This window comes from Candidatus Nitrospira bockiana (assembly GCF_965152565.1).
Genome location: NZ_OZ224215.1, coordinates 1506897 through 1527532, shown reverse-complemented (window position 1 = coordinate 1527532; position 20636 = coordinate 1506897). Strand labels below are relative to the sequence as shown.

General features: G+C 66.8%; 14 protein-coding genes. 1 reads left to right on the top strand and 13 read right to left on the bottom strand.

The genetic code is table 11. The annotated features are described in order from the left end of the window. Positions 1-55 precede the first annotated feature (55 nt). From ACWHYV_RS07585 to ACWHYV_RS07525, 13 genes are all read right to left on the bottom strand, one after another. The gene (locus ACWHYV_RS07585) at positions 56-796 is read right to left on the bottom strand and encodes an SRPBCC family protein (RefSeq protein WP_447980043.1); all 741 of its coding nucleotides are present in this window, start codon (positions 794-796) and stop codon (positions 56-58) included. Between the two features lie 402 nt (positions 797-1198). Next, positions 1199-3079 carry a glycoside hydrolase family 15 protein gene (locus ACWHYV_RS07580; protein ID WP_447980042.1) on the bottom strand — a complete coding sequence of 627 codons (1881 nt, stop codon included), beginning with the start codon at positions 3077-3079 and terminating at the stop codon, positions 1199-1201. Between the two features lie 126 nt (positions 3080-3205). Next, positions 3206-4087 (bottom strand): LOG family protein, encoded by an 882-nt coding sequence (locus ACWHYV_RS07575; RefSeq protein ID WP_447980041.1) that lies wholly within the window; start codon positions 4085-4087, stop codon positions 3206-3208. A 211-nt stretch (positions 4088-4298) separates the two neighbouring features. After that, entirely contained in the window at positions 4299-5144 is an 846-nt protein-coding gene (locus ACWHYV_RS07570) for a YihY/virulence factor BrkB family protein (RefSeq protein WP_447980040.1), read from the bottom strand. A gap of 70 nt (positions 5145-5214) precedes the next feature. Continuing rightward, on the bottom strand, positions 5215-6117 hold the full coding sequence (locus ACWHYV_RS07565; RefSeq protein ID WP_447980039.1) for a universal stress protein: 903 nt from the start codon (positions 6115-6117) through the stop codon (positions 5215-5217). After that, positions 6114-8921, bottom strand: a complete 2808-nt coding sequence (locus ACWHYV_RS07560; RefSeq protein ID WP_447980038.1) for a cation-transporting P-type ATPase — start codon at positions 8919-8921, stop codon at positions 6114-6116. The genes ACWHYV_RS07565 and ACWHYV_RS07560 overlap by 4 nt, the downstream gene beginning before the upstream one ends. A gap of 158 nt (positions 8922-9079) precedes the next feature. Further along, entirely contained in the window at positions 9080-9973 is an 894-nt protein-coding gene (locus ACWHYV_RS07555; RefSeq protein WP_447980037.1) for a universal stress protein, read from the bottom strand. Between the two features lie 60 nt (positions 9974-10033). Then, positions 10034-11527: a potassium/proton antiporter gene (locus ACWHYV_RS07550; RefSeq protein WP_447980036.1), complete on the bottom strand. Its 1494-nt coding sequence runs from the start codon at positions 11525-11527 to the stop codon at positions 10034-10036. A gap of 387 nt (positions 11528-11914) precedes the next feature. Then, positions 11915-14395 (bottom strand): phosphoketolase family protein, encoded by a 2481-nt coding sequence (locus tag ACWHYV_RS07545; protein WP_447980035.1) that lies wholly within the window; start codon positions 14393-14395, stop codon positions 11915-11917. A 429-nt stretch (positions 14396-14824) separates the two neighbouring features. Continuing rightward, the gene (locus ACWHYV_RS07540) at positions 14825-15505 is read right to left on the bottom strand and encodes a response regulator transcription factor (RefSeq protein ID WP_447980034.1); all 681 of its coding nucleotides are present in this window, start codon (positions 15503-15505) and stop codon (positions 14825-14827) included. Further along, a complete protein-coding gene (locus ACWHYV_RS07535) occupies positions 15502-17367 on the bottom strand; it encodes a PAS domain-containing sensor histidine kinase (protein ID WP_447980033.1) in 1866 nt (621 codons plus the stop codon). The genes ACWHYV_RS07540 and ACWHYV_RS07535 overlap by 4 nt, the downstream gene beginning before the upstream one ends. Before the next feature lie 124 nt (positions 17368-17491). Beyond that, positions 17492-18520 (bottom strand): cytochrome d ubiquinol oxidase subunit II, encoded by a 1029-nt coding sequence (locus ACWHYV_RS07530; protein ID WP_447980032.1) that lies wholly within the window; start codon positions 18518-18520, stop codon positions 17492-17494. Positions 18521-18672: 152 nt separating this feature from the next. Further along, positions 18673-20073 (bottom strand): cytochrome ubiquinol oxidase subunit I, encoded by a 1401-nt coding sequence (locus ACWHYV_RS07525; protein WP_447980031.1) that lies wholly within the window; start codon positions 20071-20073, stop codon positions 18673-18675. A 77-nt stretch (positions 20074-20150) separates the two neighbouring features. Between ACWHYV_RS07525 and ACWHYV_RS07520 the strand changes: the two genes are divergently transcribed. Then, positions 20151-20591, top strand: coding sequence for a response regulator (locus tag ACWHYV_RS07520; protein ID WP_447980030.1), 441 nt, complete (start codon positions 20151-20153; stop codon positions 20589-20591). The last annotated feature ends 45 nt before the right edge of the window (positions 20592-20636 follow it).

Genomic DNA, 20636 nt, shown 5'->3' with positions numbered 1-20636 from the left:
TCAGATTTAGGGAGCGTTCGGAAACAGACGAACGGCTAGGCCGTGGCATCGATCGTTACCTCCGGGGACCGCGGGGCTGCCCTTTGGTCGTCGGGACCTCCCCCGTCTCCATGAGCTGTTTGAACCGCCGCAGATCTTCCTGGATCTGCTGGCTCGGCTCTTCGCCGAACAACTTGGCCAGGGCCGACCCCAGGGTCGAGCCGACCGGCTCGTATTCGAGCTCGATGGTCACCTCGGTCCCCCGCCCACCCGGAGCCTGAGTAAATCGGATCACGCCCCAATGGGCGACGTCCGACCCTTCACACGACTGCCAGGCGAGCAGGGCGTTCTCCTTTTCGTTCACGATCTCCGCATCCCATTCCACGGTCCCGCCGCCCGGTGCACGAGCCACCCAGTGGGACCGCTTCTCATCGAGGACGTGGACGGATTCCAGGTGCGTCATGACCTGGGGCAGCGTGTCGAATCGGCGCCAGAAACGGTAGAGCTCGTCGGCCGGCCGATTGATCGTCATCGTCCGGACGACCTCGATGCGCTGACGGCCGGAGGTGGTGCGCACCACGCGCAACCCCATCACCTTGTAGACGCGGCTGTGGCCGGTGACGCTGCGATACAGCAGCGCGCCGCCGAGCGCCGCCATCGCCAACCCGGGAACCCCGCCTCGCCGGATCCCGAATGCCGCCAGCGCCGCTCCGGCGATCCCGGAGGCCATCCGTTCGGCATCGCTCACATTGACCGACGCCGATCCGTTCCGGCCGGTCGGCTCGCCTTGCTCGGTTCGCGTGACCATCCGCTCCATACGTCTTCCGCTTGCTCTCCCTCCTTGCTGCAAGCCCCAGACCTGTTCAGGCGGATCTCCGCAACGGCCTATCGTCAATCGCATAGCCGCCGCCACGCCTCACACTGCGACCCAGGGGCGGGCAGCTTGTCTTCGGATGGACACTTGGTCCGGATGAAGAGGACAGATCGCTCCGGGCGGACGGCGCGCTCGAGTGGACGGCGGGCTCGAGCGAACGAAAGAGGCGCTCCTTGTGCTCTTCTCACGGATCAGGACGATCGGCCCGTCTTCTTCTTTTTCCCTTTCAACAGGACGACGACCCCCAGGACGCCGATGATCAACGCCAGCAGGCCGATGATGGCGAGGATGTCCATGCTGACCTCTCGTTGTTCGGGTTTCCGTTTGGAGAATCCCCGGCCGCACTCACGGTCCTGGGACGACCTGGGAGGGTCGGCTTTCGCCCCGCCGCACGGCGGCGAGCCTCCGCGCCAAATTCACTCCGCTCGAGATGACCCCGATGTGACTGAACGCCTGCGGATAGTTGCCCAAGAAGGCGCCGGTCGGGGGATCGATCTGCTCGGGAAGGAGGCCCAAACGGCCGGCGCGGCGGCACAGCGAGTCATACAGGTCGAACGCCTCTTCCAGCCGGCCTTGGAGCGCGAGATTGTCCACCAACCAAAAGCTGCACAGCAGGAACGCGCCTTCGTGTCCGGGGAGACCGTCCGGAGAGTCGTCGGGAAGGTACCGGTACAGCAATCCCTGACCGGCGCCCAAGCGGCGCGACACCGCGGCGGTCGTCGCGACCATCCGCGGATGATCCGCGGGGAGCACCCGGCGAAGAGGGAGCGCGAGGAGACTCGCATCCAGTGCGCCGCCGCCCAAATGCTCGGTGATCGACTGGAGCCCCGGGTCCCATGCTTCCTCGAGGATCGCCGCCTGAATCCGGTACGCGGCGGCCCGCCAGCTCGGGGACGGGCCGGGCAGCCCGAATTGCTCGGCCAATCGCGCGCCCCGGTCCAGCGCCACCTGGCACAAGGCGGCCGAGTACGTAAACGGCCGACCGCTCGTGCGCACCTCCCAAATTCCATGATCCGGCGTGCGCCATTCCCGATCCGCCGCGTCGATGAGCTTCCGCAGCCGCGACCAGAGCACGTCGTCGATCTGCCCATAGTGCCGGGCCCATTGATAGGCGCAGTCCAGGATCTCGCCGTACACGTCGTGCTGGCGCTGCTCGGCCGCCGCATTCCCCCAACGGACCGGCCGCGACCGGCGATAGCCTTCGAGCCCGGGGTCCTCCTGCTCGGGGTCCGGGGCCTTGCCGTCGAGCGTGTAGAGCACCCGGGGACGGCCGTCACGCTCGATGGCATCCAAGACCCAGGCGAGGAATCCGGACGCTTCCTGCTGGAGGCCGATCCGATGGAGCGCGTAGACGGAGAAGGCGGCGTCCCGGATCCACGCATAGCGGTAATCCCAGTTGCGAGGGCCGCCCAGCGCCTCGGGGAGGGAAGAGGTCGGGGCCGCTACGATGGCGCCGTTCTCGAAGTGATCGAGCAGCTTGAGGGTAATGGCGGAGCGGCGCACGAGCGCGGCCTGAGGCCCCTCATACTCGATCCGGGCCGTCCAGCGGTACCACGCATCGAGCGTCGCCCACAGCAGCTCGTCGGGGCTCAGCGGCTCGTGCGGACCGTGGCCGCCCCCCCAACGAAGCAGCAGGTCCACGTGATCCCCGGCCTTCAACGCCAGCCGCGTGCGCGGCCCCGTGAGCGGCACGTTCGCCGAGAGACGCAGGTCGAGCTGCGGATGTCCGGGACAATGGAGCGTGAGCCCCCAGCTCCGTCGTTCTGTCTCCACGCCGCCCCGAGGAGCGAGCTCGATGTGCAAGCGGACATGGCCGTCGACGACGGTGGCCGACCGGAGGAGCTCTCGCCTGGCCGCGGGAACGTCTTCGGTGAGATCGGCGCCCGACCGGAGGGTCAGCGCGTCTTTGAGCCGAACCAAGCCGGTGCGGCTCCGGAGCTCCGTGACGAGCACCGCGCTTTCTCCTTCGTAGTATTGGCGGGCTTCGACGAGCCCGTCGACGGTCATGGAAAAGACGCCGCCGCGCCCGGCATCCAGCAGGCCGCAGAACAGCGGCGGCGAATCGAACCGCGGCACGCACATCCACGTGATCACACCGTCGCGGCCGACCAGGGCGGCGGTCGCCCCGTCGCCGATGAGGCCGTAGTCCTCGAGCGGCAGATAGCCGTCGGTCCGTTGGAGCGGAGCAAACGGTATGGAGACCCGGTTCTCCACGTCGATCTTCATGAACGGCGCGCGGCGCCGGATCGCCGCCGAGCGGCATACCACCGGCGCCGCCCCGCGCCTCCGCGAGCGGTTGCAATTCTTACTTAGCAGCGTGCGCCCGCCTGCGGTATCGGGGGAACCCGGACACTATGCCGTGGGGCCCGGCGGTCGCTCCACGGCCGTCACCGCGCCCCGCATGGTTGAAATGATGTCCCACGCTTCCGCCGCGGTCTCGGCAAAGTGAAAGAGGTGCAGATCCTGCTCGTTGATGAATCCCTCCTCGACGAGGAGGGACCAATCGATGAGCCGCTTCCAGAACGCCTGCCCGACGAGCACGACGACGATGTCGACCGCCTTTCCGGTCTGAAGGAGGGTGAGCACTTCGAACAGCTCGTCCAGGGTCCCGAATCCGCCGGGGAAGACGACGAGCGCCCGGGCTCGCAGCAAGAAATGCAGCTTGCGCAGCGCAAAATAGCGGAACTGAAAGCACAGGCCCGGCGTGATGTACGGATTGGGCTCCTGCTCATAGGGAAGGGCGATGTTGAGTCCGATGGATCGCCCTCCGCCGTCCACCGCTCCGCGATTGGCCGCCTCCATGATGCCGGGTCCTCCCCCCGTCACCACGACGCACTCGGTCTGGCCGTTTTCCCGGCATGCGGACGAGACGAGGCGGCCGAATTCACGGGCTTCGTCGTAAAACGAGGCCATCGTCAGTTGCCGTCTCGCGAGCCGGACGGCGCGTTCGGCGTGCGGATCGCCGGGACGCTCGGTCAAGGCCGCCTCGGCCAGCGCAAGCCGTTCACGGGCGGCCGAGGCTTCCAGCAGCCGTGCGCTCCCGAAGACCACGATCGTGGAGCGGATCCCCGCTTCCTGCTGGATCAGCTCGGGCTTGAGGAGCTCCAGTTGCATTCGAACGGGCCGAAGCTCGGGCCTCGCCAGGAAGTCCAGATCCTGATCGGCCCTTCGATACGAGGCCGCCTGTTCCCGACACTGGGGCGATGTCTCGTCGTCGCACGGGTATTCGATCATGCCGTCACCTCCTCCCTTCCCTTCCTACCGCCCGCTTGTCCTGCTCATGACCGCCTCGGAGTCTCGGCGCCGCCATTCACACGATCCTGCCGGGAATCTGGAACCGACGCGCGGCGAAGGCCGGCTCAGCGACCCAACGTCCGGATGTAGGCGAGCACCTCATTGATCGCAGGTTCGGACTTCGGAAGCGCCCTTAGCCTTAGCCTGACCCTTAACCTGTACCTGCCCCTTCCAACCCGGACAGGCGGTCGTGTTGCTGATAGGCCCACCCGAGCGCGGCTCCAAAGATGAAGACCACGCACGCGTAGTAGAGCCAGAGGCAGAAGAAGAGGACGCCGCCGAGCGCGCCGTAGATCGCCGCGTAGCCTTCCGCGACCCCCAGATACCAGCCAAAGAGCGATTTGGACACTTCGAAGAGCACCGCTCCCGTGCCGGAGGCAATCAGCAGCGCACGCGGCGCCAAGGTCTCCGAGGGGGAAAAGCGGTACAGCACGTAGCAGAGGACGAAGGCGACCACGAGCCCGGCAGCCCGGCCGGGCAGCCAGCCGGGCTGCAGGATCAGGCTGCCGCCGGGAAGACGCTCCAGGAGCGCGTGCACCAAGGACAAGGTCCACACGATCCCCGCCGCGGCCATGACGAGGGTCACGACGGCAAACATCATCAGCACGTCGATGCCCACCCCATGCCACATCGGCCGCGACTGCCGCGCGCCGAAGACCAGATTGAGGACGACCCGCACCGCGCTGAACACGGCCGTGCTGAAGATGAGCAGGATCACCAACCCGGTGACCCCGAGGAGGTCCCTGTTCGCGACGATGACGGCCAGGGCATCGGAGACTTGCTGTCGGCTGTTCGAGGGCAGGAGCCCCGAGAGTACCACCTGGAGAATCGACAGGGCCTCTTCCGCGGCGACGGCATAGCCCAGCAGCGAGATGACGATCAGCACGAGCGGAAAACAGTAGAGCAAGAGGTAGAAGGCGAGCCCGGCGGCGAGAAAGAGTCCATGGTCCGCAAAGAACTTGTGTACCGCCCCCCGGATGATACGCCACCACGCCATGCGCACCCTCTGCCTCCGATGGACCTCCCGCTATACCGGGCTCCGTACGGCGGTGCGGAACGGGACCGAGCTAGCGTCCCGCCCGCTCTCTCACGACCAAGACCGAGCAAGGCGCGGCCCGCACGACCTTGCTCGACACACTGCCCAGGATGATGCGCGTGACCCCGACCAGGCCCCGGGAGCCGATGACGATGAGGTCCGCGCGACAGTGCTTCGCCGCTCGGACGACGCCTTCAGCCGCCCGTCCCTCCATGATGACGCTGTCCACGTGCAGTCCCGAACGCGCCATCCGCCGCCGGAGTCCTTCCAACAGCCGTTGCGCCCGCGTCCGGCCGGCCTGGACGACCTCGTGGACGACCCGGCGCAGATCGCTGCGCTCGGGGGACAACTGCAAGTCCGGCGTGCCGACGACCTGCACGAGCGTGATGCGCGAGGAGGACGGCACGTCGAGCCGCCGGAGAAACCGAAGCGCCGCCGCCGCGCCGCGGGACTCATCGACGGCGACGACGACGCGCAAGCCGGCCGCGGGCGGCCGGCGAGGCCGCTCCCGCACGATCAACACGGAGGAGGCGGCGTAGTTGACGACTTCCTCGGCGACGCTGCCGAGCACGAACCGCTGGAGCGCCGACAGCCCGCGGGTCCCCACCACCGCAAGGTCGATCTTCAGCCGGTCGATCGCCTCGAGGATTTCTCCCCCCGGGAATCCCTCGGTGACCGAGACGGAAGCCTTGGTCCGGCCTGAGAAGCCGGCCGCGGTGCCGGCGACGAAGCGCTCCGCTTGCCGCGTGGCCTCGGCGCGCAGCCGCGCGAGGTCTTGCTCCGCGCGGGCGGACAGCCATCGGGCCGGCACATGCAGGAGCTCCACGACATGAAGGCAGTGGACGACCGATCCGGCGGGAAGCGGAACCCGCTGAAGAAAACGGGCGGCGGCCCTGGAATGGGGCGACTGATCGACGGCCAACAAGACCTTCATTCGGCTCTCCTCTTGCGATGGGTCCCCCTTCCCCGCCCTTGCCTCGCCGCCAACCGCCGCCTGATCCACTTTTCGATGCCGACGACGGCATAGACCAGGACCGAGACGGCGAGAATGGGCAGCCAGGCGGTCGCATCGATCGGGGCGGTGTGGAACCAGCGGTTCATGGCCGGGAGGTAGGTGAAGGCGAGCTCGAGCGCCACCATGGCCCCGGCCCCCCAGACGGCCCATGGATTGGAGAAGACCCCGACGTGGAACATCGTATGCGTCAGGGACCGGCAATTGAACAGATAGAAGAGCTCGACCATCACGAACAGGTTCACCGCCGCCGTTCGGGCTTCTTGGATGGCACCCGTCCGTTCCTGCTCCCAGAGAAAGACACCGAACGCCCCCGTGAGCATGAGCAGGGAGACCAGCACGATGCGCTCGCCCAGGGCGCCGGTCAACAACGGCTGGCCCGGGTCCCGGGGCGGCCGGTGCATGATGCCCGGCTCCTTCGGCTCGAAGGCCAGCGTCATGCCCAAGGCGACCGCGGTCGTCATATTGATCCACAGGATCTGCACCGGCAGGATCGGCAGGGCCATCCCGGCGCCGATCGCCGCCAAGAGGACCAGCCCCTCCCCCATATTGGTCGGAAGCGTCCAGACGATGAACTTCGTGAGGTTGTCGAAGACTCCGCGGCCCTCTTCCACCGCCGCTTCGATCGAGGCGAAGTTGTCGTCGGTCAACACCATGTCCGCCGCTTCTTTGGCGACCTCGGTGCCGTCGCGCCCCATCGCCACGCCGATGTCCGCCTGTTTCAGGGCCGGGGCGTCGTTGACGCCGTCGCCGGTCATCGCCACGATCTGTTCGCGCGCCTGCAGCGCTTCGACCAATCGCAGCTTTTGCTCCGGGGAGACCCGCGCAAAGACCGCCGTCCGGCTCGCCGCGTCGGGCAGCTCCCCTGCAGGGCAGGCCGCCAGCTCGACGCCCGTCATCACGTTCGGGCCTCCGGCCCCTCCGCCGGTCGAGCCGTCGAGGCCGATCTGTTCGGCAATCGCCCGGGCCGTGGCCGCATGGTCGCCGGTGATCATCTTGACCGCGATCCCGGCCGTCTGGCATGCATGGACCGCCGCGATCGCTTCCGGCCGCGGCGGATCCATCATCGCCTGGAGCCCTAGAAACGCCAGTCCGCCCGCCCGCATCTCCTCCTCGACGAGCCTCAGGGAAGAGGTCGCGCCGTTTCGGGCGAACGCCAACACGCGAAGCCCCTCTCCCGCCAGCGCCGACGCCTGATCGAGGATCGCCGCCGCCCCGATGGGCCGCTCCGTGCCGTCGAGCGCGAGCTCCCGGGCACACAAGGCCACCACTTTCTCGACGGCGCCCTTGACATAGATCACCGCCCGGCCGTCGGCCGCGCCCCCGTGCAAGGTCGCCATGTATTGCCGTTCGGACTCGAACGGGATCGCGTCGACGCGCGGGCACACGTTCAGCAGTTCGCCGTGATCGATCCCGGCCTTGCGGGCCGCCACGAGCAGCGCGCCCTCGGTCGGATCGCCCACGACGTCCCATCGGCCGTCCTTCTCCACGATCTGGGCGTCGTTGCAGAGCGTCCCGGCCAGCAAGCATTCCTTCAACGGAGGTACCTGGTCCACGTCGACGGCAGCGCCGTTCAGATGGATCTCCCCGACCGGCTCGTACCCGCTCCCCTGCACCTCGAAGCGCCGGCCGCCCGCCAGCACCGCGCGGACGGTCATCTGATTCTTGGTCAACGTCCCGGTCTTGTCGGTACAGATCACGGTGGTGCTCCCGAGCGTCTCGACCGCCGGGAGCTTCCGGATGATCGCATGCCGCTGCGCCATACGGCTGACCCCGATCGCGAGCGTGATCGTGACGGCGGCCGGGAGCCCTTCGGGGATCGCGCCGACGGCCAACGCGACGGCCGCCATGAAGATCTCCGTCACCGGCCGCCCCTGCCACATCCCGATTGCAAAGGTGACCGCGGCGAGGCCGAGAATCGCCACGGTGAGAATCTTGCTGAAGTAGGCCAGCTTCTTCGTCAACGGCGTGGCGATCTCGGCGGCTTCTCCGACGAGTTGGTGAATGCGGCCGAGCTCGGTGCTCGCGCCGGTGCCCACCGTGACGCCGGCCCCGACCCCGTACGTGACGAAGGTCCCCGAGAACGCCATGTTCCGACGATCCGCCACGATCGTGTCCGGAGGCAGGACCCGGTCCTCTTTCTCCACGGGCACCGATTCTCCGGTCAGCGCCGACTCGTCCACGCGCAACTCGCGGACCGAGACGAGGCGGAGATCGGCGGGCACCTTGTCCCCCGATTGGAGCAGGACGAGATCTCCGGGCACCACGTCCGACGAGGGGATGCGGCGCTTCCGTCCGTCCCGCCGCACGGTCACCTCGGTCGTCATCATCGCGGCCAGCGCTTCCAGGGCCCGCTCGGCTTTCGACTCCTGGATGAACCCCACGAGGGCATTGATCACGACCACGGCGGCGATCACCCCGGCATCGACCCACTCGCCCAGCATCGCGGTGATCGCCGTGGCGGCCACGAGCACATAGATCAGCGGATGGTGGAACTGGAGCAGGAAGCGCAGGAGCGGCCCCCGACGTTTGAGCCGAGGGAGGACGTTCGCCCCAAAGCGCTGCAATCGCGCGGCGGCCTCCTCCGACGTCAGCCCCCGCTCCCGGTCGGTTTCGAGCAGGAGGAGCACTTCGTGGGCCGGCAGGTGATGGAGGCGGCTCGGCGGCGGGAACGTCTGCTGATTCACCGGTGGATTCGAGGAGGCGTGCGCCTCAAGACCTTTCATGATACGACCTCTTCTTCATCACCTGCGCCGAGCCCCTGACCACGACGATGCCCGGATCTTGGAGCACCGACTCCACAGGCGTCTGACGCCTCGTCGCAATCCCAAAGGAGGAGCCGCCGGCCTATGACCAGGTGCGTGAGGTAGGACGGCACAGGGCATTACTGGCTCTCATCCTTCACGACAAGAACCGGACAGCCGGCTCTTCGGATGACGGAGTCGGCGACGCTCCCCAGCGCCAGACGTCCGAGAGCTGTCGTCCGCCGGGTCCCCATCACAAGGAGGTCCGCCATGAAGGATGCAGCCTCCTTCAAGATGACGTCGACAGGACGTCCCGGGGCGCAGACGGCCTCTGCCCCAATTCCCATGTCCTTTACGACGGACACGGCCGCCCGGAGCTCAGGAGGGACGTACGGGACGGAGGCGTGCTGGTGCACCGCTTCTCGTGCGGGGGAAGAAACGGTGACGTCATCGGCGGCATGGACGAGGCGCATTCGCGCCTGCACTCGGGTCGCGAGAGCCGAGGCACACCTGAGGGCGGCGGCGTGACTATCAGCGTCAACGTCGATCGCCACAAGGATGTTGGCGAGCCTGAGCCGCCGTACGGTCATCGGTAAGTCTCCGACGATCCCCGCGTGGACCGTCAGAACGGGGCATCGGGCCTGGCGGACAATCGATGCCGCCGTGCTTCCGAACTGAAGCCGGTCATAACCCGTTCGCCCGTGCGTTCCCATGCTGATCATGCCGGCGCCGATCTCCTCCGCGATCTGCAAGATCGCTTGGTCGGGCGCCCCGACGATCACCCTGTGCTCGGCCTTCACCGCATGTTCGTCGGCGACACGAAGCATCCTTCCGAGCTCGACGAGGGCGTGAGTGTTCTCATCATCGAGACGAGAGGAGGTTGTCCCGGAGGTCGCCGCGTCAAACCCGGGCGGGGCCTTCAAGACGTGGAGGATGGTGACATCGGTTGCAAAGACTTGCGCCATCCTCAAGGCGTAGGTGTACGCCCGCCGAGCCGGGGCCGAGAAATCGGTCGCGAGAAGAATTCGAGACATGCGCTCGTTCCTGTCGTTCATTCGTGCCCGCCCTCCCGGTTTCCGGCGCGCTCGCAACACCTACACCACGTCCCCGCGTGGCCCTGGGATCTGGTGCGTACCGAACGCTTCGATGATCCTCATCGTGTCCAGCAGCATCTCCTTGTCGGCGAAGACGAGCAATTTGTCGTCGGGCTGAAGAACGGAACGCCCGGTTGGAATGAAGGCGTGCTTGTTCCTTCCGATCATCATGACCACGACCTGCTTGGGAAGGCCGAGCTCGACGATTTGCTTCCCCACTGCTTTTGACGTCGGAGGAATCGTGATCTCGGCGAGACCCGTCCGAATACTATCGGGCGATTCCAACGGCAATGAGTATTCCGGAGCGCGAGGCAGAGGCGCGTCCAAGCGCAGCCACCGGGCCACGACGGGCAGGGAGGTTCCCTGGAGAAGCACCGAGGTGAGGACGATGAAAAACACGACGTTGAAGATCATGTTCGCCTGAGGGACCCCGGCAAGCAGCGGAAAGGTGGCCAGGATGATCGGGACGGCGCCCCGTAAGCCGACCCACGAAATCATCGTCTTTTCCGCCCAGGACATGCGGGTAAAGGCGAGCGTGACGAACACGCTCAGCGGCCGCGCGATCAGCATGAGAAAGAGGGACACGAGCAGGCCGACGCCGACGATCGGGACGATGTGCGACGGGAAGACCTGGAGGCCGAGCACGAGGAACATGGTGATCTGCATCAGCCACGCAAGGCCGTCGTGGAAGCGCATCAAGCTCACCTTGTGAACAAACGAGCTGTTCCCCATGATCAGCCCCGCGAGATACGCGGCCAGGAAGCCGTTGCCTCCGAGCGCGTCGGTCAGACCATAGGTGAAGAGCACCAGGGAGAGGCTCAACACGGGGTAGAGACCGTCGTATTCCAACCGCGACCGGTTGATGGCGAACACCATCCCGTGTCCCATGACCCAGCCGAGCAACGCCCCGACCGACATCTGGCGCGTGAACATCGGAAGCAAGTCCATCAGGGAGCTGTCTGTGTTCACCAGGAGGGTGATGAACCCGGTCGTCAAGAACACGGCCATCGGGTCGTTGCTGCCGGATTCGAGCTCGAGCAGGGGCCTCAACGGAGGTTTCAGGCTGACGTTTCTCGAGCGAAGGACGGCGAAGACCGCCGCGGCGTCGGTGGACGACACGATTGACCCAAGGAGGAGACCCTCGAACAAGGAAAAGTCGAGGACGCGAACCACGAACCAGGCCACGAGCAGCGCCGTCAACGCCACGCCGAGCGTGGACAGCGCCACGCCTTGCCAGAGGACCGGGCGCACACTCGCCCATTCCGTATCAAGCCCTCCGGCAAAGAGGATGAAGACCAAGGCCACGACGCCGACCGATTGCACGAGTCGGGGATAGTCGAACTCAATGCCGCCCGGCCCCTCTGATCCCGCAAACATGCCGATGAGGAGAAACAGGAGCAGGGCCGGAACCCCGAGCCTCGCGGAGGCCTTGCTGGCCAGAACGCTGATGAGCAGAAGAACCGATGCGCCGAGGAATATCGTTTCTATCGACATCGTGAACAGAGACCGCGTTCCCTCCTGTCAGAGGTCGCAGGTATGTCAGCATCGTCGCCACGGTGGACCGAAGGCGGCAGCTTACGTCTCGGCACGCCCCGCTCTTCCCTTGGTGCACGACGGGGCGACATTCCTGAGAGGAGCCGGTGTGACTCCCGAAAAGCGACGGGGACGCGCCGTGCCGATCCAGGCGTCTCCGGAAAAGCGAGGGATGAGCATGCGGACGCTGCCGTGCACCTTTGAGGGCGCACGGCACGCCATCACGAGCTCCACGGCCGCCGGAGCAAGAATATCGAACCGGACTTGGTAAAGCAAAGCTCTGGGCTCATGCACCGCGGCTCGCACCCGGCGTGCTGAGGGTCGCCCCCTGTCGCACGTGCGGGAGGCTCATTCGCTCACCTCGGGAATGATCACGCCGTGCGGGCTTCGTTTTCCGTCCAGGGCCTCGAGCTCCTCTTGCGCCAGCACGTGCTGCCGCGGAACCTCGAGCAGGCGCGCCACCTCCATCAGGCAATGGGCCCAGGTGCAGCGGTTGACGAAGAGCATCCCCGGCGTATTCAGCGTGCCCCCCTGGTTGATATAGCCCAAGCCGCACGTCCGCCGCCCGGTGTGGAGCGGGACGAGCGTCCCCAGCATCACTTCCGGGCGCGTGTGCGTGACGAACAGCCTGGGATGGACGGTCTCCGGAAACAGCCGCTCGACGAGATCAGACGGGGCGCCGTGCGCCTGCTCCCGTTCGGAGCGCGGCCCCCGGAACCGGCCGGGCTCCAACAGATACACGACGGCGTGCCGAACGTCACGCTCCGCGAGACGGCGTGAGGCCCGGAGCACCTCCCCGAGCTGATAGGCGCCGACGGCCGTGAGGATCACTTGCGCGCGATCCGGATCCCGCCCCGCCCATTCCAGTGTCATCCCGCCGTCCGACACCAGGCGCGCCGCTTCCTCGGCGGTGAACAGATCCGGAATGACGTCCGCCTTCGGGAGGACCACGGTCCAGATCTGCCCGTGCGTCTGATACACCCGCTCGATGACGGCGGCCGCCGTATTGAAATCGGCGGGAAACACCACGCGCGAGACAGGGGCGGGCTCGCCGAGCAGCGCTTCGGCCATGCTGGGATCCTGATGCGATTGCTCGTTCTTCCCGTTCTCCCAGGTATGCGAGGTCAGGATCAGCGGGATCGACAGCCACCGCTGCGGGCGGCCCGCTTCCTCACAGTGATTGGCGAAGATGACCTCCTGGCGGACGGCGCCGTGCATCTTCGTCCCGAACGCCTCGTACGTATGGAAGAGGTTGAGGCCGCCTTTGTTGGCCAAGGCCGCGGACGCGACGGCCTCTTCGTTCAGCGCCGTGATGACGGCCCCATGCGTCGATTCGGGAATGGCCGGCTCGGGATCGGTCACGCGGAATTTCAAGAGACCGAGGGTCTCCACCAGCCGGTTCGAGAGCATTTCATCGGGGTTTCCGACGCGGGGGCGCAGGTGCGGATTGGCGACGACGGTCGCGGCAAAGACGTGGTCCACCGCCGTCATCGGCGACGAGTAGGTCCAGCCGGCCGGATCCCGGCGGGTCTGTGCGGACACGGGCTTGAAAGCGACCGCCGGGCGCGTCCGCAGCTCCACGGCACGGTGCACGAACGCATGATCGCGCTCACGCGGCCGGTCCTGCGCGCCGTGCTGCTGGAAGGCTTGGAGGGCTTCGCGAAGGCCGTCCGGCGGCACCCACAACCGTTTGGCCCCCTCATTGAAGAGCGCCGCCGCACGGGTCTCCTGCCGAGGGTTGCCCATCAAAGGCAGGTTATGCGCGAGGTTCGTGCCTTCCCCCGGGAACCCCGCCCCCTTGGGCGCGATCGCAATGCCGTAAGGAAGCGGGACCGGATAGCGCCGGCGGCCCATCGTCACGTCCTCGACGGCGGCTTCCAGGCGGCGCTCGATCTCGAAGACGGCCCAGGCGAACGCCGCCGGATCGCGTCCGTCGAAGACCAGCGGGTCGAACCCGTTCAGCCGGAGATGGTCGCAGAACCAGTCCGCTCCGCCCTGTTGGGACAGGGTCGTGCGTTGATCGATCCGCCGGCCGTTCTTGATCATGATCGGCGCCACCAGGCCCGAATCCTCGCCGCGCCACCACCGCGGCGCCCAATCGCTCCCCCGCTGCTCCTCGAAGGCGCCGTCGGACAAGAACACGACCAGACGCTCGCCCGGCAGCGGCATATGGACGTACTGAAGCTCGGCAAAGCCGAGGTACCCGCCTTCCGCAAGGCCGCCGGCGGTGTGCGCGTTGACGTGGCTCCCCAGCGGCGACTCCTGCTTCCCGTCGGCCCGAAGCCGATAGGCATAGAAGTCCCGCACATACCGGCTGAGCCCGTCGTCCGAGACCGAGTACCGCTCCGCATGCCCCGGCGTCATGTTGCCGACGAGCAGGTTCAACGAGTCCACCGCCGCCACGCAATGCCCCTGCCCCATCAGCCAACCGCGTGTGTGTTGGGTCAGGATGTTGACCGCGAGATATCCGGCATAGGCCGGAACCATGTTGAGCGATCCCCCGGTATGCCCTTCGGGTCGGCACTTGAAATCCTCCGCCACCAAGGACCGCCCATCGAGATAGACGTTCCGTGCATACGTCTGGTGCACGACCAGCCAGAGCCCGGCGCTGGTCAGGCGGTCCAACGCGAAGAGGAGGTCATAGACCCGCTCCTCGTCGACGCCGCCGGCCAGCCGGCCGGCCATATCATGAACGCGGACCTGCGTCTGATCGGTATGGCGGATCGCCCCATAGCCGGCCGCCCAGCGTGCGAAGCGTGGATGGCGTTGCCGGTAATACGCGGCCTGCTGCGCCGTGTCGATGTCTGGAACCGCCGGACTCGTCTCCATGTCATCCTCCTCTCGCGCTCGAGACGCAGTTCTCATCGTACCGATTCTGCCCGTGTAGTGGCGTGAATGGAAGGAAGAATCAGGGGGACGCGCACGCGAGCGCTCGCGCCGTCCATGGACGACGACGGTGGCCCTGGTGGTGAGGTCACGGCTGGAATGGCGGGAGCTCACGACGCACGAGCCCGGCACGCTCGATCATGCGCGCCGTCCCGCTCGCCGACTGGTCCGGGAGACGCCCGATCGCTCTCCCCGGCGTGACGCCGGACGCGGCCCCGCTCCCGCTCGAGCGCGGGATCGGGTGTCAGACCCCACAGCTCCTTCTCCCGACTGGGCTCACGAGTAGCAGAGGGCGGGCGGTGCAGCTAGCAGGGAAACTCCGACAGTGCCCGGACGGTGAGGGTTTCCCCGACAGCCTCGCGAGGCGGGCGGTCAGGAGTCTTCCGCGCTCTTGCCGGACACGAGAAGACCGCACCCGAGGGCAAAGCGGACGAGATCCGCGCGATTCCGAAGCCCGAGCTTTTCCATCAGCCGGGACCGATAGGTCTCGGCCGATTTCACGCTGATGCCAAGGTGGGTGGCGACCTGAGGGTTCGTAAACCCGTGAATCAATAATTCGAAGACTTCGCGCTCGCGGGGGCTCAAGACCGCCAGCGATCCCGTTCGCCTCTCGGCCTCCTTCCGCGGCTTCGGGTCGATCGCTTCCAGCACCGCTTGGGCGTCGAACGAACGATCGACGAAGGTGCCGCCGCGAGCGACGGCGCGCGTGGCCTCGAGCAGCTCGGTATAGGCCGCGCTCTTCACCACGTAACCCGCGGCGCCGGCGGCGAGCGCCATCCGCAGATACGCCGGGTCCGCGTACATCGTCAGGACCAGCACCCGGGTTGCGGGCGACAATTCCCGGATGCGTTTGATCGCGGGAATCCCGGCCTGCCGCACCATGGCCAGATCCATGAGCACGACGTCCGGCTTCGTCTGTTCGACCTGGCTGAGCGCCTCGAGCCCGTCCGCCGCTTCGCCGACGACTTCCATGTCGTGTTGGCCCGTGAACAAGAGCCGCAGACCGGCCCTCAGCACCGCGTGGTCATCCGTGATCAGGATCCGAATCGTCATCGCGCCTCCGCCTCGAGGGGAATCTGAACTGACACGACCGTGCCTCCGCCCGGGCTCGACTCGATCGACAGCGTTCCGTGCAGCAGCGCGACCCGCTCCCGGATTCCGTGCAGACCGAGATGGCGCGTGGCGCCCGCCTTCAGGACCCGCTCGACCTCGAACCCGCGGCCGTCGTCTTCGACGATCGCCTGCACGGCGGACGGGCCTCGCACCACCAGCAGGCTCACGCTTGTCGCCCGGGCATGCTTGGCGATGTTGGTCAGCGCCTCCTGGACGATCCGGTAGAGCGCCGTCTCGACGGCATGCCGCAATCGCCGCCCGTCCATGCCGACCACCTGCACCTCGGTCTCGATCCCGTGGATCTTGGCAAACTCATCCGTGTACCGGTTCAGCGCGGCCTCCAGGCCGAGGTCGTCGAGGACGCTCGGCCGCAGCCCCAGCGCCAGCCGCTGGACCTCCTGCAAGGTCTGGGCGGCGATCTTCCACAGCTCGCTCCCCCCGGCCGAGCCGGCGCCCTCGCGGCGGCCGTTCTCCATCGCGCGCAGCCCGACCAGCAGCGCGGTGAGGGATTGCCCGATCTCGTCGTGGAGCTCCCGGGCGATCCGCCGGCGCTCCTCTTCTTGCGCGGTGATGACCTGCTCGAGGAGCTGGGCCCGCATCTGCTCCATCTGCCTGCGCTCGGTGACGTCGTTGACCAACACCAGCCTGGCCGGTCTCCCTTGATAAGGCAGCGTATGGAAGGCGAGCTCCACATCGATGATGGTGCCATCCTTCCGTCGATGCCGCCAGGCCCCGATGTTCGTCCCCTCCGCCGCGTCGCGGATCGTGGACAGATAGTCGAGCAGCCGCGGCACGTCGGCGGAAGGCCGAATGTCCTTGATGGTCATGGCGAGGAACTCTTCGCGCGAGTACCCGTAGTGGCGGACCGCGGCGTCGTTGACGGCCAGGAACGCGAGCGTGTCGACGTCATAGACCCACGTCGGCAACGGGTTGCTCTCGAACAGCCGGCGGTACTGCTCCTGGCTCTCGTGCAGGAGCTGCTCGGCCCGCTTGCGCTCGGTCATGTCGAGGATCGAGCCGATCATCCGGACGGATCGCCCTCGCTCATCGTAGACGATGTAACCCCGATCGAGCACGTGGGCAAAGGAGCCGTCCGCGCGCCGGAACCGGTAGTCCCCCGACCACGCCCGCTCGTCACGATCGAGCGCCGCCCGGACATCCGTGACGATGCGGTCACGATCGTCCGGGTGGATCCGCTCGGACCACCATCCGATCGTGGTCGCCCCCTGCGCCGGTTCGTATCCGAACAGCGCATGCAGCCCTTCTCCCCACCACACCGCGTCGGTCGCGAAATCCCACTCCCAGACGGCGTCATTCGTCGCACGCGCAATGAGCTGCAGCCGTTCTTCGGTGGTCCTCCGCTCCGCTTCCGCGCGCTTTCGCTCGATCAGCTCGGCCTGGGCGGCCTCGACGGCCCGCGCCAGCTCGGCCGTCCGCTCTTCCACGCGTCGCTCCAACGTCGCCTGGGCCCGATGCAGGGCCGCTTCGGTCTGCTTGCGGAGCAGAACGAGCAGGGCCGTCGTCCAGACGGCGAAGATCTCGAGCCCGCGGCTGGTCAGATCGATCCAGCGGTCGTAGCCAGGGGGAGACCTGAAGAACGCCCAGGCGATCAAGACGCTGCAGCCGGCCGCCACCAGCAAGGCATCGTGCCGGCGCGGCGACCACAAAGCCAGGAAGACGACGCCGGCATAGAGTACGCCGACGGCGACGCCCAACGGCAGCCACAGATCCAAGAGGAAGACGGCCGCCGCCAGCGCCGCGATGGCAAGAGTGAGCAAGAAGCTCGGGAGGCTCTTTCCCATCCAATGCGCTCCCCACGATCCCTTGATCACCTTCTCCCTCTTTCCCTCTTCCAGCCCATCCCCCTATCCCTCTACCCCTCTATCCCTCTACCCCTCTATCCCTACTCTCCCCCATACCCCTTTATCACCCTACCCCTCTATCCCTACTCCCCCTACTCTCGAACACGACCTGCCCCTTGAAAATCCGATAGAGGTAGTACAGGGAGGGAAACAAGAGGACCGCGCCTGCGATGAGCGCCGCGAGCAGCAACCGCTGCGTCGAAGGCGGGGCGGCCGCGTTCATGATGGTGAGATCGGGCTCGACCAGATACGGATACTGGGCCAAGGCCCAGCCCCAGATGATCAGGGCCACCTCGGCCGCGGCCGAGACCGCCGCCGCCCGATAGCGGCGCATCCCGAGCAGCCCGACGGCGGCGAGGGCACTGACGACGGCCAGCCCGAGGATCAGCCGCCCCCCCACACTGTGCGCCAGGCCTTCACGGATTTCCGGCGCCCCATCCTTGGAGAGGACGAGCACGACGAGCGCGAGCCCCGCGACGATCCCGGCGGCGGCCAGCGCCCGGCGGCGGAAGTCCTCCTTCAGGTCGGCCGATCGTGCATCGAGGGTCAGGTAGACGGCGGCCAGAAACGCGAACAGCGCGAGCGAGAACAGCCCGACCGCGATCGGAAACGGCGCAAGCCACGGGCGTACGAACACGGCGACGAATCCCGCGCCGCCCCTCGTCACCCGTCCGGACGCGATCGCGCCGATCGTGACGCCCAACATCACGGGCGTAAAGATGCTGGAGGCGGCAAACACCCGTTCCCAGAGAACGTCCGTGCCGCTGTTCTTGGCGTGCGGTACGTCATGAGTGCGAAACGCAAACGCCGATCCCCGGAGGACGATCCCGATCAGCATGAGCGTGAGCGGGATATGGAGCACGGTCGTGATCAGGGAGAAGGCCTTGGGGAAGCCGGTGAACAAGACCGTGACCACGAGGATCATCCAGACGTGATTGGCCTCCCAAATCGGCGCGATCGAATCGGCGATGAGCGCGCGCTGCTCGGCGGCCCGTTGGCCGCGCGCCATCAGGCTCCAGACACCGGCGCCGAAGTCGGCGCCCGCCAGAAGCGCATAGAACGTCAGCGACACGACGATGACACCAGCCAGCAAGTGGGGATAGAGTGATACAGGGGTATGGGGTATGGCGAAGAGCAGAGAGTGGCCGTAATCTATACCAACTCCCCGTTCACATACCCCATACCACTCCACCCCCATATCCCTACCCCTCTACCCCTTTACCCCATATCCCATATCCCATATCCCTATCCCATATCCCTACTACCTACCCCTCTACCCCATACCCCTCTATCACTACTCGTCACATGGCGCCAGAGCAGCCAGACGACGACGAGCGCGAGGCCCAGGTACAAGACCGTAAAGGCGGTGAACGGGACCCAAAGCCCCGGCATGGGCGTCACGGCATCCGGCGTCCGCATCACCCCGTAGATGATCCAGGGTTGGCGGCCCACTTCCGTCACGACCCATCCCGCTTCGATCGCAACGAAGCCCAGCGGCCCCACCCCCACCAAGGCCCACAAGAGTACCCGATCCCGCTCGATCGCCGCGCCCCGCCACCAGCGCCACCCCGCCCAGAGCGAGACGCCCGCCATCAGCAGGCCGGCGGCCACCATGACCTGAAACGCAATGTGGACGACGCCGACGTGCGGCCATTGGTCCCGGGGGACCCGGTCGAGCCCGACGACGGTCGCATGAGGATCGAGGTACAGCAGCAGGCTGAGTGCGTGGGGAATCTCGATCGCATAGGAGACGGTGCGCCGATCGGAATCCGGGATGCCGCCGATCCGGAAGGGGGCGCCGCGTTCGGTTTCATAGAGCGCCTCGGCGGCGGCGAACTTCGCCGGCTGATGCCTCGCGACGTCGCGGGACAGGAGGTCCCCGCTGATCGGCTGCAGCACGGCCGGAATCCCGCCGACGAGCAGGGCCAAGCCGAGGGCGCGGGCCTGGAAGGCGGTGTCACCGCCCCGCGCGATCAACCAGGCGTGAATGCCGGCGACGAGCAGGCCCGTCGCGGCAAACGCCGCCAGGACCATGTGCAGGGTCTCATGCAACGCATGGGGGTTCTGCATGGCGGCGATCGGATCGATGTGCGCGAGCCGGCCTTGGTCCACCTGGAACCCCGTCGGGGTATTCATCCACGCGTTGGCGATGACCACGACGATCGCGGACGCAACGCCGCTGGCGGCCACGACGAACCCCGCCGTCAAGTGCGCCCTCGGCGGGATCCGCTCCCACCCATAGAGGTAGATGCCCAGAAAAATCGCTTCGGTAAAGAACGCGAACCCTTCCAGCGCAAAGAGCGGCCCAATCGCCGGTCCGGCCTGCTCCATGAAGGCCGGCCATAACAGCCCCAATTCGAACGACAGGACGGTGCCGGACACGGCGCCGACCGCGAACAGGATCGCGGTTCCTTTCGCCCACCGCCTCGCCAGGGCGAGATAGAGGCGGTCTCCGCTTCGCAACCATCGCCACTCGGCCAAGGCCATCATCAGCGGCATCGCAATGCCGATCGCAGCGAAAATAATGTGAAAACCCAGCGACATCGCCATTTGGGCGCGGGCCGCGAGCAAATCGGACATCATCCCTCCGCTCACGAACAGGCGGGGATTCCGCCGCAGCATTCCCGGCACGTTGTCAGACCCCACCGGACCCGCTCCGAGTGGTACCGCTGATACGCACGTCGGGGGTCGGCCCTGTAGTATGTGCTTAAGTGGCGGGCAGTATGGCAAGAATACTCGTCATCGACGACGAGCCCGTGTTCCTGCAAGCGCTGACCGAAGCGGCCGAGCTCCGGAAAGGCGACTTCGGGGTGGAGACGGCTACCAGCGCCGAAGATGGACTTAGGCTGTTGCAACAGCAGGACTATGACGTCGTGATCAGCGACATCCGCATGCCCGGCCTGGACGGCATCGAGTTCCTGCGCAAGGCCAGAGAGGTGAGGCCCGACACACCGGTCGTCCTCATCACCGGTTTCGGCGACCCGCGGCTTGAGGAGCGGGCCTTGCGGATGGGCGCCTACGCCTTCATCCACAAGCCGTTCGTCGTCGACGTCTTCTTCTCGGTCGTGAGCCGCGCCTTGCTCCGCTCGAAGTTACTGCGTCGCCCCCCGCCGGAGCACTTCGACCCGGTCACCGTCTCGGGATTCAAGTCGGCAAAGAGCTGATCGAGTCGGGGCGCGTCCGGCCCTCGATGGAGCCCGAGCACGCCG

Coding starts and splice junctions, on each gene's coding strand:
- ACWHYV_RS07585 (WP_447980043.1), bottom strand. CDS start 796: ATGGAGCGGATGGTCACGCGAACCGAGCAAGGCGAGCCGACCGGCCGG.
- ACWHYV_RS07580 (WP_447980042.1), bottom strand. CDS start 3,079: ATGAAGATCGACGTGGAGAACCGGGTCTCCATACCGTTTGCTCCGCTC.
- ACWHYV_RS07575 (WP_447980041.1), bottom strand. CDS start 4,087: ATGATCGAATACCCGTGCGACGACGAGACATCGCCCCAGTGTCGGGAA.
- ACWHYV_RS07570 (WP_447980040.1), bottom strand. CDS start 5,144: ATGGCGTGGTGGCGTATCATCCGGGGGGCGGTACACAAGTTCTTTGCG.
- ACWHYV_RS07565 (WP_447980039.1), bottom strand. CDS start 6,117: ATGAAGGTCTTGTTGGCCGTCGATCAGTCGCCCCATTCCAGGGCCGCC.
- ACWHYV_RS07560 (WP_447980038.1), bottom strand. CDS start 8,921: ATGAAAGGTCTTGAGGCGCACGCCTCCTCGAATCCACCGGTGAATCAG.
- ACWHYV_RS07555 (WP_447980037.1), bottom strand. CDS start 9,973: ATGTCTCGAATTCTTCTCGCGACCGATTTCTCGGCCCCGGCTCGGCGG.
- ACWHYV_RS07550 (WP_447980036.1), bottom strand. CDS start 11,527: ATGTCGATAGAAACGATATTCCTCGGCGCATCGGTTCTTCTGCTCATC.
- ACWHYV_RS07545 (WP_447980035.1), bottom strand. CDS start 14,395: ATGGAGACGAGTCCGGCGGTTCCAGACATCGACACGGCGCAGCAGGCC.
- ACWHYV_RS07540 (WP_447980034.1), bottom strand. CDS start 15,505: ATGACGATTCGGATCCTGATCACGGATGACCACGCGGTGCTGAGGGCC.
- ACWHYV_RS07535 (WP_447980033.1), bottom strand. CDS start 17,367: ATGGGAAAGAGCCTCCCGAGCTTCTTGCTCACTCTTGCCATCGCGGCG.
- ACWHYV_RS07520 (WP_447980030.1), top strand. CDS start 20,151: ATGGCAAGAATACTCGTCATCGACGACGAGCCCGTGTTCCTGCAAGCG.